Source organism: Vibrio sp. 1641 (assembly GCF_033339995.1).
GTDB lineage: Bacteria > Pseudomonadota > Gammaproteobacteria > Enterobacterales > Vibrionaceae > Vibrio > Vibrio alginolyticus.
The window spans coordinates 85,466-102,190 of the sequence record NZ_JAWOVP010000013.1 but is presented as its reverse complement, the minus strand read 5'-3'; the positions used below and the strand labels follow the sequence as shown (position 1 = coordinate 102,190).

Sequence of the window (16,725 nt, the reverse complement as noted above, 5' to 3'; positions counted from 1 at the left end):
AGTCTCACTCACGCTATTGTTCATTTACTCAGGATTCATCGTCCCGTTAAAGTACGCTGCGCTCAGAAATTCAAAGAGTTGCATACGTGAAAATTGCCATCAATACATTCAGTCTACGCATACAGAGGAATCTCTATCGGAGGATGTTTGATTAAGGCATCTTGCTCTCACAAATAAAAAGAGCGAAACGAGCATTAAATGATGCGGCAAGGTAAGAAAAGGACAAACACGTTACGGCTATGATCCCTCAATTCGTCATTCCTATCACGAATCGCTTTGGCGAAAGTTATCACTTCTCTGGTCAGTTACTTACTAGCGGCGAACCTAAAACATTCGTGACCAAACAAGAGGCAATAGAGTTTCTTGAGAGCTTTGGTGAGCTTGACCTTCGCTCTGTCGAGGATTTGTTCTATGCGATTGGTCAATTCAAGCCAAACATACCTGACGGTGAGCTTACTTCCCAACACTATAATTCAACGTTTGCCAATGCTTTGGTGAACGGTGACTTGCATGTTGCTCGAATTGTACCTACCGGCGAAAACTACGCACTCTCGTCGGCGGTTACGCCTCCACCGACTCAAAATACCGTCAATGCAAAACCATCGAAGGGAAAGGGGAAGTCGAATAAAAAGAGTGGCAGAAGTGCCGCATCCGCCAAGCCTCAGCAACAAAGCAGCGAAAAACATGAGAAAGCCGGTGATCCTGTATCACTTGTGACGGGTGAAGAAATTCTCGAACTCTATGATATCGAGCTACAACAAGGTACTACTTGGCAGCGCACTTACCGCTCTTCGCAGTCGGATGTAAATCATGGAATGGGCTTTGGTTGGCGACATGCATTTCAGTTTGAATTGCACGAGAAGACGGACGAGAAAGACAACGTTATCGCTTGGGAGTTTGTTGACGATAAGGCAGATATCACAGAATTTGAGCCAGTAGATATTGGAGCAACAAGTTACCAGATATACGCTGGTGCGAGCTGTTATTTCCTGAGCTCAACAACTCGGATTGTAACGCTCGCTAATGGGCATCAATATCGGTTTGAGCAAAAAGATGATCGCTGGCTTGTTAAACAAGTTAGAAATGGCACGTTTTCAACGTTTCAATTGCAGTATTCTCGAAACCATCGATTGATCGAGATCGCATATAACAAGCGTCCGGTTCTTGAATGTCAATATGATAAGCAAGGACGGCTTGTAGAACTGCTTAATGCAAAGTCCCAAAAAGTTCTGGCAACTTATACCTATGATGAGCACGATGATTTGGTCAGTGCAACTAATCATTTGGGCCTAAAGGAACAGTATCAATACCTCGGCCATTTAATTATTAAGCGTGTACGACCAACTGGCTTTACTCATTATTTTGAATGGGATGGCGAAGGTGCTAACGCGAAATGCATCAGGAACGTTGGGGACGCAGGAATTTATGACTATCGCTTCCATTATCAAGGAAATCACTCTTCTTATTCTGACTCGTTAGATCATCAATGGTCTTTCTTGCATGACGAGCAGGGTAACCTACTTGAGAAAATAAGCCCCACAGGTAGAACTTGGCGATGGCAATATGATGAATTAGGACGAAAAGCACAAGCTATCTATCCTGATCAGTCAACGGTCAATTATCAATATAATCAGCATGGTCAATTAGTTTCTAAGTTTCATTCCTCTGGCAAAGAAATTCAATATGGTTATGACGGCTTAGGTAAGTTAGTTAAAACGGTTTCACCTGACGGGGATATCGAGAAGGCTTACTACAATAGCCTCGGTCAAAGAGTTTGGGATACCGATCAGTTCGGCTGTGTCACGGAATATGATTACGATAAACACGGTCAAGTCGTCAAAAAAGAGTCTGAAGATGGTAAGAAAAGTCAGTGGTGGTGGGATGAACAACAAAGACTTATCGCGAATGAAATAGACGGTACATTACTTCGTTACAGCTACAATGAAGAAGATTTAGTGAATGGCGTTGCTTATCCCGATGGGTGTATTGCTCAACTCGCTTATGATCAATTTGGCAGGCGTACATCAGTTCGTTATTTTAACGACGAAGACAAAGTCGGTTATAGCGAAGAATATTCTTACGATGAGCACAGCCGTGTTGCTCAGATTCGAACGCCAGCAGGCATTACCTCGTATCAATGGGGAGCACTCGCGCAACAAGAAGCAGTCATCTTTCCCGATGGCAGCCATATTTCTTACGAATACGATCAACAACGTAATCTGACTAAATTAGTTCGGAGTGACGGCTTAGAGTTCGAATTCCTGTATGACGATGAAGGCCAGCTATCAGGAACTGTTGGGTTTGATAATCTACACAGCCAATTTGATTATGACGATATGGGGCGCATCCATCGTAAGCAAGTCGCCGATAGGACTGTGCTGTATCGCTATGACGCTGCGGGTTATCTCAAGCATGTCAAAGCAGGAAATGGTAGCAGTATTGTAGAGAACCACTTCAACTATACGCTTGGTGGTCGACTTACTTTCGCATCCAATCGCCATCAAACATTGCAATACCAATACTCTTCATTCGGGCATTTAACAAAGCGCATTCAAGGTCAGTTTGAGATAGCGCAGGAGTTTAACAGAGTTGGCCAACGCGTATCTCAGGTACTGCCAGATAATACGGAGCTGAACTTCTCTTACGATCGATATGGGCGTTTTTCAGCGATTCGGTTTGGAAACCTAGATTTACCTCAAATCAAATTTCATTACGATGAAATGGGACGAGTTTCCCAAATTGAAACGGCACATTTTAATGAGCGCATCATTTATGATGGTGTTGGTCGTTTGGTCGAACAACATTGGCCTGATAGAGAGAAAAAGTACGTTTACAATGCGCAAAACCGTATTTCATCAATCATTGATAATACGGCAGGAGCAACACACTATCAGTACGATGCCTTAGGGCAACTGAAACGAGTCAATGCTTCCGGAGAAGTGACTAAGTTTGAATACGATAGTTTTGGCAATCCTACTTTGCCATCTTCAGAGGTATTCGCTGATCGTATTGAAGTGCACGATAATGTCCGGTTCAAATATGACGCGCAAGGAAATCAGACAAAACGTGAGGGGCAAGGACACGTTCAGACTCGCGTATTTGATGCGTTAAATCAGCTCATTGAAGTTCACACCGACGATGGCATCAGTCAATATGAATATGATGCATTAGGGCGCAGGACGAAGAAAATTACACAACAAGGCGTTACGGAGTTCTTGTGGGAAGGGGAACGTTTAATTGGTGAACGCTCTTCATGTGCTTTCCGCTGGTACCTATATCAACCAGAAACCTACACGCCAGTGGCACTGCTAGAAAATGACGTTATTTATTGGTACCAGTGCGATCAAGTTGGTAAACCAGAGCGACTGATCGATTGCGAGGGGAATGTTGTATGGAGTGCCAGCTACGATGCTCATGGCTTTGCTCATGTACATATTGAAAAAGTAGTAAATCCACTGCGTTTTCAAGGGCAGTACTTCGATCAAGAAACCGACTTACACTACAACCTCGCTCGGTATTACGATCCTAAGCTAGGACGCTTTATCCAACAAGATCCGATATCTATTGCTGGTGGTATTAATCATTACCAATATGCAGTCAACCCTATCCAGTGGATTGACCCAACAGGTTTCCTTTGTGAAGAAGGGCTAAAACGCTTGGGTCAAATGTTGGCAGAGTATCAGGCGCAAAGCGATGTCCCCCAAGAGGTTTGCGATCAGATTTTAGAAGCAGCAAAAGAGTCATCCGTCGGAGAAGATGGCGTTCGCTCGCAAGTCAAAATCCGAAAACCAAAAGGTAAAAATCATATTCGATATGAATACGATTTAGACCATATTGATTGCGAGAAAAATGAAATTACTTTTTATCGTCATATCAACTATTCAGATGGTAGTAAACGAAAAATTCAACATGTTGTAGGCATAGAAGAAATTGTCCAAATCATCCCCTTGAATAAAAGTCAAAGGGGGAGTGTTGTGAATCCTAATGGCGGTTCTTTAGACAGAGATTGTGGGCTTAAGTTAAATAACGAAATAGTTGGCGGGATACCTGAAAACCATGCTGGACATCATCAAATTAGTATCAATATTGCTCAGGAATATCCTGTAATGCATAGAGCTGCCGAACTTGGTTACAACATTAACAGAGGTACAAACGGGATTGCACTTCCGACTAATATTGAAACATCTGTCGAAACAGGTCTTCCTTTACACGTGGGTAGACATCTAAGTGCAAGGCACGAAGGTTCAGCGGATGCCTTAGTTAGACGAGAAATGAGAGCGTTGCAAACTAAGTATGATCGTGGTTTTATCGATGATACGACTCTTGTAGATGAAATTGGAAAAACAGAAAGTAGAATTAGGAATGCTCTGGAAAAGAATGAAGTTCGATTGCAATTGGATGATCCGCACTGGAAAAGTAGGAAGTAGTAATGACACTTAAAATTTGGACCAACAAGGTAGATAGAGATTCCGATTTTACTCAAGGTAAAGTAACGGAGCCTAGTGTATTAAGAGGGTTGAATCTGACGGGAGGCGTTGCCCTAGGAGACAAATGGCCAAAAGTTACTATTGATGTCATATCAGATGACAAGCCTGCGGATAGTTTTCTTAGTGGTCCTTTATTAATCGTGAGTCGACGGTTAGCTGATTTAATTTCTGAGCACACACAAACGAGTGAAGTTGAATTCCTACCGATTGAGGTTAATTACCAAGGCAAAAGTTTTGGTGAATACTATTTTTTAAATGTTATTGCGATTTGCGACTTACTGGATAGAAATCATGCAATATTTAGTGAGTTTGATGGAGAGATTGATTCAATTGATCGAGTTATCCTTAAGAAAGACATTGAAGCGCAGAACACTATATTTCAATTGGATGCTATCGAATGGTTGTTATGTGTTGATGAAAAACTGGCGGAATTAATCGAGAATAAAGGTTTTTCAGGAGTGGTATTTAAGTCAGAAAGTGAATGGCGTCCTTTTTAGGTATCCGCGGGTAGCTTGTTTTGAGCCATCTCTTACGAGGTGGCTTTTACGTTTTATGGTAGAGAGTTTGCTGTTTGTTGAACCATATAGTGCGCATTATGTTGGTGCACCAAAACCACATTGGTGCATTTATTAGCGTGTTAAGCACCATTTCAAGAATGCATAATTTTATTAAAGTTCATACAAAACAATAAATTAAAGTGTAAGTGTTAGAAATGTAAATTATGGAATGAGAATTGCTCTGTTAGACGCTCTATAAACTAAGTTCACCAAATTGGTGATGAGCCTAACTTTGATGCACAGGATAAGTGCGCTACAGATCAACGGAGACAATCATAATGAGTGTAACTGCCAATCAGGTACACGGCGCTGTACAAACTCTCACGCAAAGTTCCGACACACTTTTCTTACTACTTGGCGCAATCATGGTTTTTTTGATGCATGCTGGTTTTGCTTTTCTTGAAGTAGGAACCGTGCGCCAAAAGAACCAAGTTAATGCTTTAGTTAAAATCTTGGCCGATTTCGGTATATCCGCCATCGCGTATTTTTTCATTGGATACTGGGTCGCTTATGGCGGCACCTTCTTCGCTGATGCTGAGACATTATCTCAAGGCAATGGTTACGAGTTAGTGAAGTTCTTTTTCTTGCTGACCTTCGCTGCAGCGATTCCCGCTATTGTTTCAGGTGGTATCGCAGAACGAGCTCGTTTTTATCCGATTTTAATCGCAACATTTTTCACTGTCGGTATTGTATACCCACTATTTGAAGGAATGATCTGGAACGGAAACTTTGGCGTTCAATCTTGGTTTGAAAATACCTTTGGTTATGGCTTCCACGATTTTGCAGGTTCAGTCGTTGTGCATGGTGTTGGCGGCTGGATAGCGCTTGTTGCCGTCGTGTTTTTGGGCATGAGAAAAGGCAGAGTTCGAGCAGGAAAGCACACCAACTTTGCACCTTCGAATATTCCGTTTTTGGCTTTGGGAGCTTGGGTCTTATGTGTGGGGTGGTTTGGCTTCAACGTCATGTCAGCTCAAACTGTGTCAGGCATAAGTGGCTTGGTGGCTATGAACTCATTGATGGCAATGGTCGGGGGCATTGTCGCGTCACTGTTGGCTGGTAAGAATGACCCTGGCTTTATTCATAACGGCCCACTAGCTGGCTTGGTTGCTGTATGTGCGGGCTCAGACTTAATGCATCCTATCGGTGCTTTAGTGACAGGTGCGATTGCTGGCGTGCTATTTGTTTATCTTTTTACCCACCTACAAAACAAAACCAAGATTGATGATGTGCTAGGTGTCTGGCCTTTACACGGTGTATGTGGCGCTTGGGGTGGTATTGCCGCTGGGATTTTTGGTCAAAGCGCATTGGGTGGGCTAGGTGGCGTGAGTATTATCGTTCAGCTTCTAGGCACGCTTTTGGGCCTTTCCATCGCAGTGCTTGGTGCACTTGTAGTCTACGGTGCGATTAATACCAGTATGGGACTGAGGCTTTCAGAAGAAGACGAATTCAATGGCGCTGACCTAGCCATTCATAAAATATCTTCGACCAACGAGGATTGAGGCCAATATGGGAGCGGCATAAAGCCGCTCTTTTAGCAATTGCCTTTCTTGGCTTGGCCAGGAGGACAGAAATTACCATTACCTCGATGGTCATCATCATTGGTGCTGACTCTTACCTTTACATCATCGACTTCGCCTTCAACATTGGTAAGTTGACAGCCCGCCAAAGTCATAAGCAATATAAACGCTAGAGATACTTGTCTCATTGCTGTTCCTCTTAAATTGTAATTCTAATAGTGACCATTACGACTATGGTCTAATCCATATTACTACTGTTGCTATTCTTTCAGTGTTAAGCTAATGAAAAAACAGCAAGGATGAGTTATGAATTTCCCTTATAGAAATATTGTAGTACTTACTGGTGCAGGTATCTCGGCCGAATCTGGTATTCAAACATTTCGTGCGCAAGATGGCCTATGGGAGAATCACCGTATCGAAGATGTAGCAACGCCTGAAGGGTTTGCTCGCGATCCGGACCTTGTTCAAGATTTTTACAACCAACGCCGCAAGAAACTTCAAGATAATGCGATAAAGCCTAATGCAGCGCATGAAGCATTGGGTCGTTTAGAGGCTGAGTTAGAAGGTAAAGTGACGGTCATCACTCAAAATATAGACAACCTTCACGAAAGAGGCGGCAGTCAGAATGTGATTCACATGCATGGTGAGTTGCTCAAAGCCCGCTGTAGTGAATCTAACCAAGTAGTAGAGCACAATGAGGACATTAAGACCGGCGAGCTTTGTCACTGTTGTCAGATCCCTTCACAAATGCGACCACATATTGTTTGGTTTGGTGAAATGCCACTGCGAATGGGGGATATCTACGCGTCATTAGAAGAAGCAGATTTGTTTATTTCTATTGGGACTTCTGGCGTTGTGTATCCCGCAGCAGGTTTTGTTCATGATGCAAAAATGCACGGCGCACATACCATTGAAATTAACCTAGAACCTAGTGCGGTAGAAAGTGAATTTGAGGAAAAACGCTACGGAAAAGCAAGCGTTGAGGTTCCAAAATTAGTTGACGAGATACTGGCTCTAGAAGGAAAAGAAAGAGCGTAGTAACTTCAACAGGAAGAGTTTTTGTCTTGTCATTAAGAACAAAAAAGCGGCTCATGAGCCGCTTTTTCATATCTTTAAAACTAACGAATTAGTTGTTCACTTTTAGCTTTTGGAAGTACTCATCGTACATTACGCTCGCTTCGCCAACTTCATCTTGCCAAGTACCGCTGTCCATCACTTCTTGTGGTGGGAAGATGCTTGGATCATTAGCAAATTCTTTCGGTAGCAGATCGTGTGCCGTTTTAACTGGCGTAGGATAACCAATCTCAAGTGCAATCTTAGCTGCGTTCTCAGGACGTAGTAGGAAATCGATCATCTTATGAGCTGCGTCAACGTTCTTCGCACCAGCTGGAATTGCTAGGCTGTCCATCCAGAAGATAGTGCCTTTTTCTGGCCAGATGATGTCGATGTTCGCGCCTTCTTGACGAGCCATGTATGCAGAACCGTTCCAAAGCATGCCTAGTGAAACTTCACCCGCAAGGTAAGGGTTTGCAGGAAAGTCTGAGTTAAATACTAATACGTTTGGCATTAGCTTTTTCAGTTCTTCGTAAGCGGCTTTGATTTCTTCTGGGTTAGTCGTGTTTGGTGAGTAACCAAGCTTAGTCAATGCAATGTGGAATACTTCGCGAGAATCATCCATCAGCATTAGTTGGCCTTCCCACTTGCTATCCCAGAAATCATCCCATTTAGAAACCGATGACTTGTCTAGCATGTCAGCATTGATACCAATACCGGTCGCACCCCAAATGTATGGGATAGAGTAGTTGTTGTTCGGATCGAACGGTTTGTTTAGGAAGTTAGTATCAAGATCGGCAAAATGAGATAATTTCTCTTTGTCGATCTGTTGTAGCATGCCTTCTTTACGCATTTTAGAGACGAAATAGGTAGACGGTACTACCAAGTCGTAACCAGAACCTTGAGTTTTTAGTTTTGCGTACATACTCTCGTTAGATTCGTATGTAGAGTAAATAACTTTGATTCCGGTTTCTTTTGTAAAGTCTTCAAGAACTTCGTTTGGAATGTATTCCGACCAGTTGTAGAAATACAGTTCTTGATCAGCAGCCATTGCAGGGGTAGCGATGAGCGTCGCTGCACATAGAGCGCTTGCGTAGAATTTACTTTTCATTTGTTTTCCGTTTTGTTTCGCGATTGGACAAGTCAATACTAGCTGGAGTTATCAAGTTGAGCCAAATCGCAGTAAGCACAAATATGTTCATTTAGCTTGAATATCGTTGTCTCCTTGTTATGAGACGATAAATCTATGATACCAAGACAAATAAACCTAGCAACGCGCGATTATATCAGCCTAAGACAAAAATAGGCAGCGTATTGCTGCCTATTTTCCTATGGTTGATGACTTGTTACACAAGCTAGATTATTGTCCCGCTTTCAGCTTGAGGAAGTAATCTTCGTATTTAACGGTTAGATCACCAACCGCATCTTGCCATTCAACGCGGTCAAGGTCTTCTTGAGAAGGGAATAGTGGGGCAACGTCTTTAAACTTAGCATTCGATTCCTCCACCGCCGTTAGGTAGCCAGTATCACGAGAGATTTGCTCTGCGATTTCTGGGCGCAGTAAGAAGTCGATCATCTTGTGAGCGGCTTCTACGTTCTTCGCACCGGAAGAGATAGCGAAGTTATCAACCCAGCCGATACCGCCTTCTTTAGGAAAAACGAGTTTAAGGTTTAGGCCTTCACTTTGTGCCGCTGCGGCGCTACCGTTCCAAAGCATACCAACGCCCACTTCGCCAGACATGTAAGGTGCGCCTGGGTTGTCAGAGTTGAAAACTAGAACGTTTGGCATCAACTTTTGTAGCTCAGCGTACGCTTCATCGATTTGCTTAGGGTCTTTTGAGTTACCTGAGTAGCCAAGTTTACGCAGAGCGATATGGAACACTTCACGAGTGTCGTCCATCAACATTACTTGACCTTCAAGCTCAGGCTTCCATAGGTCAGCCCAGCTTTGGAAGTCGTTTGGATCGTACATGTCTGCGTTAACCGCTAGGCCTGTAATCGCAACAACGTGTGGGATAGAGTAGTCGTTACTTGGATCGTAAGGCTTGTCTAGGTAGTTTTTATCTAGGTTGCCGAAGTTTTTCAGCTTAGTCTTATCGATCTTTTGTAGCATGCCTTCGTCACGCATCTTCGCCACGAAGTACGTTGAAGGTACTACTAGGTCATAACCTTGGTTATGGGTTTTTAGCTTTGCATACAAAGTTTCGTTCGACTCGTAAGTCGAGTAGATCACTTTGATGCCAGTTTCTTTAGTAAATTGCTCTAGGATATTACTGTTGATGTAAGGACCCCAGTTCATAAATACTAGTTCTTTATCATCCGCTGTCGCTGTACCAGAGAACAGAGAAAGCGCACATGCACTACCAGCTAATAGAGTAGCCCATTTTTTCATTGACGTTAGCTCCAAACCAAACGTTGTCCAATTTTGGACGATAGATAGAAAAACAGAATGGCATGTAACCATTCTGTTTCGTGATGTTAACAGGTGAGGATTCTACTTCACTTTTTCTCTTGCTAGCAACTGAGAAATTACTACCAAGACCAAAGAAACAATCAACATCACCGTTGCTAGGGCGTTCACTTCCGGTGAAATGCCCACCTTAACCATGGAGTAAATCTTCAATGGCAAGATTTCGTATGTTGGACCCGTTACAAACGAACTGATGATCACATCGTCCAAAGACAGGGTAAAGCTCAATAACCAACCTGCGGCAACCGCTGGTTTAGCGAGAGGAAGGATGATCTGTTTCAAGATAACCCACTCGCTTGCACCAAGGTCTTTTGCTGCTTCCAACATTTTCACATCAAAGCCATTTAAGCGGCTGTATACAGTTACCACAACGAATGGTAGACAAAAGGTGATGTGAGCAATCAATAGTGTAAAGAAGCCAAGCTGTGCGCCCAATACCAGGAACAGAGCAAGTAATGAAATCGCCATTACAATATCTGGAGACATCATCACGACAAACAGCATGCCGTTTACCGCACCCTTACCTTTGAACGAGTAACGGAATAGGGCAACGGCCGTTAAGCTACCAATGATGGTTGCTGCTGTCGCTGAGAATACCGCTACGTTCAATGAATGCCATGCAGCTTGCATTAGGCTATCGTTGTTTACTAAGGTTTCGTACCATTTCGTGGTGAAACCACCCCATTTCATACCAAATTTGTTGGCATTAAATGAGTTAACAATTAAGACGATGATTGGCAGATACAAAAATGCATACACCAGCGCCATAAAGCTAAATCTAACTGTGCGTCCCATTAGTCTAGCTCCACTTTCTTATTCAATAGTTTGCCTGCTCTGTAGTAAGCGTAAAGCATCACAGCCATTGCGAAGGTGAGGGCGATACTGGTCGCAGCACCAAATGGCCAGTCACGAGCGTTCAATACTTGGCTCTTAATAACGTTACCAATCAGTAGGTTCTTCGCACCACCAAGAAGGTCAGAGATGTAGAACATACCTAGTGCTGGTAGCAGAACCAACAAACAACCACCGATAATGCCAGGCATTGTAAGAGGTAGAATCACTTTCGTAATGGTTTGGAACTTGTTCGCACCAAGATCTTTCGCCGCCTCGATATAAGTGTTGTCCAACTTCTCGATTGCCGAGTAAAGCGGCAGAATCATAAATGGAAGCAGGATGTACACAAGACCAATCATTACTGCTGTTTCGGTGTACATAATACGTAATGGCTTATCGATGATTTCCATCGCCATTAATGATTTGTTCAAAATACCTTGTGTACCCAGAACAATCTTCAGGCCGTAAGTACGGATAAGAGAGTTTGTCCAAAAAGGTACGATAACTAAGAACAACATGAATGGGCGCCATTTCTCTGGCATTTTCGCTATGATGTAAGCAAATGGGTAACCAATTACTAAACACAACAACGTCGCCACAATCGCCATGTAGAACGAGTGCATCAGCACTTTCGCATACAAGGGATCGAGTAGACGTAAGTAGTTGTCGAAAGTAAATGTCATTTCGATTAAGTTTGCTTCATCACGCGTTAAGAAACTCGTACCGATAATCATCACATTTGGTACCAACACGAAAAGTGTTAACCAACCGACGATTAAGGTAATGATCGCGTTTTGAAGATTAATCTTCTTGCTTATCATTGAGGACTACCTCCCAGCTCTCAACCCAAGTGATAGCGACTTTCTGGCCAAGTGAGTGGTCCACATCAGGATCATCTTCGTTAAAGAATTCGCTAACCATTACACGCATGCCTGAATCCAATTGGATAACTGAATCAAGCGTCATACCTTTATAGGTACGCTCTGTTACGTGACCTACGATGCCTTTTTCTTCAGACTCTTTGATCTCTTCGATACGTAAGTCTTCTGGGCGAAGTAGTACTTGCAGTTTTTCACCTGCTTGCGCTTCCTGATCGTAGTAAACAACAGACTCGACACCTTCGATTTCTGCACGGATACGTTTCTCGTCGATACGCTCTAGCATTGTTGCGTTGAATACGTTGATCTCACCGATAAAGCGAGCAACAAATAGGTTCTTCGGCTCTTCGTAAATCTCACGTGGAGAGCCATCTTGTTCGATAACACCGTCGCGCATAACAATAATGCGGTCAGACATCGATAGGGCTTCTTCCTGATCGTGCGTAACGAAGATAAAGGTAATACCAAGTTGACGCTGAAGCTGTTTAAGCTCGATTTGCATTTGCTTACGCAGTTTGTAATCAAGTGCAGATAGAGATTCATCTAGCAGCAGTACTTTTGGTTTGTTAACAACCGCACGCGCAATGGCGATACGTTGTTGCTGACCACCAGAAAGCTGATGAGGCTTACGCTGTGCCATTTTTTCTAGGCGCACCATGCGTAGCGCTTCCATTACTCGTGGTTCAATGTCCGCAGTAGGCGTTTTCTGCATACGAAGACCAAAAGCGACATTCTCATATACGGTCATGTGTGGAAACAATGCGTAACTTTGAAATACCGTGTTGACGTGCCTTTGCTCTGCAGGAACCTGTGTTACATCCTGGTCATCCAAAATAATTTGACCGTTATCTGCCGTTTCAAAACCTGCAATCATGCGTAAAACTGTTGTCTTACCACAACCAGAAGGCCCGAGAATCGTCAGAAATTCACCATGATTAACATCCAGATTTAAATTACCGATGATTTCCTTACCATCGAAACTTTTACTAATACCAGATAAACGAATAACTGGCTTTCCTGCTTGCGGTTTTGCGTTCAACGTCTGTATTTCCCCCACGTTCAAGCCGGGATTATCCCAGCTGATGTGACACTAACCATTCACTTTTGAGGCGCGCATCATAATCACCAAAAGTGTGAAATTAAAGCATTTTCTTATCTTGAAACAGAAATAATTTTGCAGGAAAAAGCCATCATTCCTTACCATACTGTTTTTATGAGATTAATTGGCATCTAGACACAGTTTGATAGCACTAAACTTTGTTCAACAATTGTTTCAATTTCATGACCTTGAAAGTGGTTAATTATCAACCATACAGTTGAGATTGCAAGGATTGCAGGTGAGTTGTGATGTTAGATGTGGAAAGATTTCTTTATAATGACGATTACATTAATTGACTGGAATTCCAGTCAAAATTTTACAAGTTAGTCTTGGATAAACTATGAACGACGATTTTGAGAAAGATTTCAATCTTGGGGGGAGTGTAGAGCGAGCTTTGTCTGGCAACTACGAGCTTAAAGCTGGCGCGGTTTTTAACGAAGCTTGGCGAGCAACCATCCAGCACTTTTTATCATTTTCTCCTGCCATTATTGTATTGCTTTTTGTCCAGTTAGGTATTTTCTATATTGCATTAAAACTGCAGTTGGGCGATTTGAGCGTTATTCTTGATGCATTTGAGAACCCAGAGTCGTTCACAAACGATATTGTGTCTTCTATTTATGTCGCGAATTTCAGTTATGAGGTGATTAGCGCACCAATTTATGCGGGGATCAGCTTGATGGCTATGAGCCATGTCGCTGGCCTGAAGACTAAGTTGCGCCATGTTGGAAAGGGGTTGCAGTTCACCATTCCTGTTATTCTAGCAACGCTCATGAGCTTAATGCTACAAGGTGTGGTTGGTATGATTTTTCCTTTACTGTCGCTGTATCTTTCCTTGGCATTTAGTCACTCTATTTTGTTGATTTGTGAGAAAAGGGTGCCACCAATGCAAGCGTTGCTGTTATCACTTCGCGCAATCAACAAGAAGATTTTTGTGGTCGCGGGGCTTTACTTAGGCGTGATGTTAATGTTTATTATTGCAGCAATGTTCTACGGTATTGGCTTGATTTTTGTGCTGCCATTCTTCTTCCATTTGAAAGGCATACTCTACCGCGAAATGTTTGGAATTAAGCTTAAGATCGTTACAACACAGAAAAACGATAATGATCACGATGGTAACTCACAGGTGTTTGATGCCTAATTCTTTGAAATCAATAAGTTTACGAGTGGCGGCAACCTGTATAGCCGCCACTTTCATTTCTATAGGCCCATATTTACACTACGAGAAACAGTTTAAATATGTGGAAAATCCTGACGTACTCTCTGGCAAGATTAAGCATGTCGATTTATCACACTTGCCATACATCGGTGATATCCCAGACTTCAATTCAATAAAAGATACGAAAGAGAAAAAAGCTGCTTTTTTTGATTTTTTAAGGCCTAAAATTGCTCTTGAGAATCAACGAATTCGTCATGAGCGGGCCTTTCTTACCTCTTTAAAGGTGGGACAAGTGACGCAAGAACAACAAGAGTATGCTCAGCGGTTATCATCTCTGTATTCGTTGCCCTTGAGTAACGATAAGATTGATCAAGCATGGCTAGACGAGATGCTTGTGCGAGTGAACGTCTTACCTGAAGCCTTGGTTCTAACTCAAGCGGCAAATGAATCTGCGTGGGGCACTTCTCGTTTTGCTACTCAAGCAAACAACTTGTTCGGCCAATGGTGTTATAAAAAGGGCTGTGGAATTGTTCCAGCGCAACGTGGCGCTAACAAAGTTCATGAAGTTGAAAAATTCGATTCTATACAACAGTCTGTTCATGGCTACTTTATGAATGTTAATCGAAACCCAGCGTATGCAGACCTGCGTGAAATCAGAACATCTCTGGCTGAAAAGAACAAGGGCTTGTTAACGGTCGCAACCGCGTCAGAGTTAACGCATGGGTTGCTAGCCTATTCTGAACGTGGCATCGCCTATGTACACGATCTTCGCGCTATGATTCGTCATAACAACGCCTACTGGACGCAATAAAATAACGGATAAAATGAAAAAGTTAAGCCTAAGTCTGTTGGGAAGTGCGGCGCTAATTCTTGTATCGCCGACAACCCAAGCTCAAGAGTACATGTTCACGTACTCAAAGTTATACACTCAACTAAAAAACAACAACAAAGAAGGGCATGACGATGTGAAAGTTGGTGTCTTTTTTGTGGACGCAAAAACTAAGCAAATTTGTACGATAGAAAAAGCTTGGATGGAAAAAGAAGAGCACTATGAAGAGTTTGTTATCCCTGCTTCACAAGAGTTGCCTTTACCTGTTGATAAAAACTTGAAGTCAGCGAATCCGTTGGTTTTTGTCGATACCCCAAAAGATACACGTTGCGATTACTCACTTGTCGTGATGACCAAAGAACCATTACAGGGTAACGTTTCTTACGACCAACTTAAGCCTCTTCTACCTCAAATGCAGACGATGCTGGAAGATTTAGGCGGTATGTTTGCGGGTTGGTTTACACCGGAGGTTCAAGGTGTGACGATGGAGTTTGCAAATCAACTGAATGATAAAGTGATTTTCTCAAACGGAACCGAAAAGCCAATTGTCAATGGCAAGATACAAGTCGCACTAAGTGAAATAGGGCAAGGTGGCACAATGACACTACCAGAACCGACGATGCGAGTGTTACCTTATCTACCTAACGCAAAGAAATGAACACTGAACGTTTAGAAAGGGCTGCAATCGCAGCTCTTTTTTCATTTGTGACCGTAACTAAAGTATCTTTCACACTCTTTTCTTAAAGACTCAATAAGACAAGCATTTAATCCTGTGTAAAAAGCTCGTATAATCCACGCCCCAAAGAAACCCATGTTAGGAAGTCCTAGTCGATTTATCGGCGATGTGAGAGCCCGCAATGAACCAAATAGATACAAGAAAAGAAACCCTAGAATTCAACAAGCTTCAGAAACGCCTGAGAAGACATGTTGGAAATGCCATTACTGATTACAACATGATCGAAGAAGGCGATGTTGTGATGGCATGTATTAGCGGTGGTAAAGATTCATTCGCGATGCTTGATATCCTGTTGAATCTTCAAAAAGCTGCGCCAATCAAATTTGAAGTGGTTGCAGTAAACCTAGACCAAAAACAACCGGGCTTCCCTGAGCACATTCTGCCAGAGTATTTCGAAACACTGAATATCCCTTACTATATTGTCGATAAGGACACGTATTCCGTCGTAAAAGAGAAGGTACCAGAAGGCAAAACCACTTGTGGTCTATGTTCACGCCTGCGACGTGGTACGCTGTATTCATTTGCAGAGAAGATTGGTGCAACTAAGCTTGCGCTAGGTCATCACATGGATGACATCGTCGAAACAATGTTCTTGAACATGTTCCACGGCTCTCGCCTTAAAGCGATGCCACCAAAGCTACGCTCTGATGATGGTCGTAACGTGGTCATTCGTCCATTGACTTACTGTCGTGAAAAAGATTTGATCAAATACGCTGAGCACAAGGATTTCCCAATAATTCCGTGTAACCTTTGTGGCTCTCAAGAGAACCTTCAGCGTCAATCTATAAAAGCAATGTTGATTGAATGGGATAAGAAGACGCCAGGGCGTGTGGAAGCAATTTTTAAATCAATTCAAAACGTAAGCCCAAGCCAACTAGCAGACCGCGAATTGTTCGACTTTGTTAACTTACCGCTAGATCGTGAAGGTAACCGCGAAGAGTATGAATTTAATGAGGCTGTCGTTTCTTCGACGAATATTGATGAATCAATGTTCATCGATGTTACGAACATCTAACTCGTAAAAAAGGAGGTCAATTAGACCTCCTTTTTTGTACCCAACGCTTTAACTGTTCCCAAACAAAAATCCCCCTGTATTCGGGGGATTTATT

Annotated in this window: 14 protein-coding genes; 8 read left to right on the top strand and 6 right to left on the bottom strand. The window is 42.7% G+C overall.

Going from position 1 to position 16,725, the window contains the following annotated elements; all coding sequences use genetic code 11:
- The first annotated feature begins 239 nt into the window (after nt 1-239).
- The 3 genes from R7Z47_RS19765 to R7Z47_RS19755 all read left to right on the top strand — a co-directional run bounded on the left by R7Z47_RS19765 (nt 240) and on the right by R7Z47_RS19755 (nt 6,543).
- Complete coding sequence (locus R7Z47_RS19765) at nt 240-4,427, top strand: RHS repeat-associated core domain-containing protein (RefSeq protein WP_262606926.1); 4,188 nt, start codon at nt 240-242, stop codon at nt 4,425-4,427.
- Nucleotides 4,428-4,429: 2 nt separating this feature from the next.
- Complete coding sequence (locus tag R7Z47_RS19760) at nt 4,430-4,984, top strand: imm11 family protein (protein ID WP_031781342.1); 555 nt, start codon at nt 4,430-4,432, stop codon at nt 4,982-4,984.
- Between the two features lie 338 nt (nt 4,985-5,322).
- Nucleotides 5,323-6,543 (top strand): ammonium transporter, encoded by a 1,221-nt coding sequence (locus R7Z47_RS19755; RefSeq protein WP_130544947.1) that lies wholly within the window; start codon nt 5,323-5,325, stop codon nt 6,541-6,543.
- A 32-nt stretch (nt 6,544-6,575) separates the two neighbouring features.
- On the opposite strand, the gene R7Z47_RS19750 is transcribed toward R7Z47_RS19755, so the two are convergent.
- Nucleotides 6,576-6,749: a hypothetical protein gene (locus tag R7Z47_RS19750; protein ID WP_165401620.1), complete on the bottom strand. Its 174-nt coding sequence runs from the start codon at nt 6,747-6,749 to the stop codon at nt 6,576-6,578.
- 118 nt (nt 6,750-6,867) lie between these two features.
- Between R7Z47_RS19750 and cobB the strand changes: the two genes are divergently transcribed.
- Nucleotides 6,868-7,599, top strand: a complete 732-nt coding sequence (gene cobB / locus R7Z47_RS19745; protein WP_005377522.1) for a Sir2 family NAD+-dependent deacetylase — start codon at nt 6,868-6,870, stop codon at nt 7,597-7,599.
- Nucleotides 7,600-7,687: 88 nt separating this feature from the next.
- On the opposite strand, the gene R7Z47_RS19740 is transcribed toward cobB, so the two are convergent.
- The 5 genes from R7Z47_RS19740 to potA form a co-directional block, all read right to left on the bottom strand.
- On the bottom strand, nt 7,688-8,725 hold the full coding sequence (locus R7Z47_RS19740) for an extracellular solute-binding protein (protein WP_005377521.1): 1,038 nt from the start codon (nt 8,723-8,725) through the stop codon (nt 7,688-7,690).
- Between the two features lie 249 nt (nt 8,726-8,974).
- Nucleotides 8,975-10,006: an extracellular solute-binding protein gene (locus R7Z47_RS19735; protein ID WP_017634902.1), complete on the bottom strand. Its 1,032-nt coding sequence runs from the start codon at nt 10,004-10,006 to the stop codon at nt 8,975-8,977.
- A 102-nt stretch (nt 10,007-10,108) separates the two neighbouring features.
- A complete protein-coding gene (gene potC / locus R7Z47_RS19730) occupies nt 10,109-10,879 on the bottom strand; it encodes a spermidine/putrescine ABC transporter permease PotC (protein WP_005389180.1) in 771 nt (256 codons plus the stop codon).
- Nucleotides 10,879-11,739, bottom strand: a complete 861-nt coding sequence (gene potB, locus R7Z47_RS19725; RefSeq protein WP_005377512.1) for a spermidine/putrescine ABC transporter permease PotB — start codon at nt 11,737-11,739, stop codon at nt 10,879-10,881. Before potB ends, potC begins: the two co-directional genes overlap by 1 nt.
- Nucleotides 11,720-12,835: a spermidine/putrescine ABC transporter ATP-binding protein PotA gene (gene potA / locus R7Z47_RS19720; protein ID WP_017634901.1), complete on the bottom strand. Its 1,116-nt coding sequence runs from the start codon at nt 12,833-12,835 to the stop codon at nt 11,720-11,722. The genes potB and potA overlap by 20 nt, the downstream gene beginning before the upstream one ends.
- A 400-nt stretch (nt 12,836-13,235) precedes the next feature.
- Between potA and R7Z47_RS19715 the strand changes: the two genes are divergently transcribed.
- The 4 genes from R7Z47_RS19715 to ttcA all read left to right on the top strand — a co-directional run bounded on the left by R7Z47_RS19715 (nt 13,236) and on the right by ttcA (nt 16,631).
- The gene (locus R7Z47_RS19715) at nt 13,236-14,033 is read left to right on the top strand and encodes a hypothetical protein (protein WP_005389175.1); all 798 of its coding nucleotides are present in this window, start codon (nt 13,236-13,238) and stop codon (nt 14,031-14,033) included.
- Nucleotides 14,026-14,862, top strand: coding sequence for a glucosaminidase domain-containing protein (locus R7Z47_RS19710; RefSeq protein WP_033905301.1), 837 nt, complete (start codon nt 14,026-14,028; stop codon nt 14,860-14,862). Before R7Z47_RS19715 ends, R7Z47_RS19710 begins: the two co-directional genes overlap by 8 nt.
- Before the next feature lie 13 nt (nt 14,863-14,875).
- Complete coding sequence (locus tag R7Z47_RS19705) at nt 14,876-15,538, top strand: DUF2987 domain-containing protein (RefSeq protein WP_033905302.1); 663 nt, start codon at nt 14,876-14,878, stop codon at nt 15,536-15,538.
- A gap of 199 nt (nt 15,539-15,737) precedes the next feature.
- Nucleotides 15,738-16,631 (top strand): tRNA 2-thiocytidine(32) synthetase TtcA, encoded by an 894-nt coding sequence (gene ttcA / locus R7Z47_RS19700; protein WP_005377502.1) that lies wholly within the window; start codon nt 15,738-15,740, stop codon nt 16,629-16,631.
- Nucleotides 16,632-16,725 lie beyond the last annotated feature (94 nt).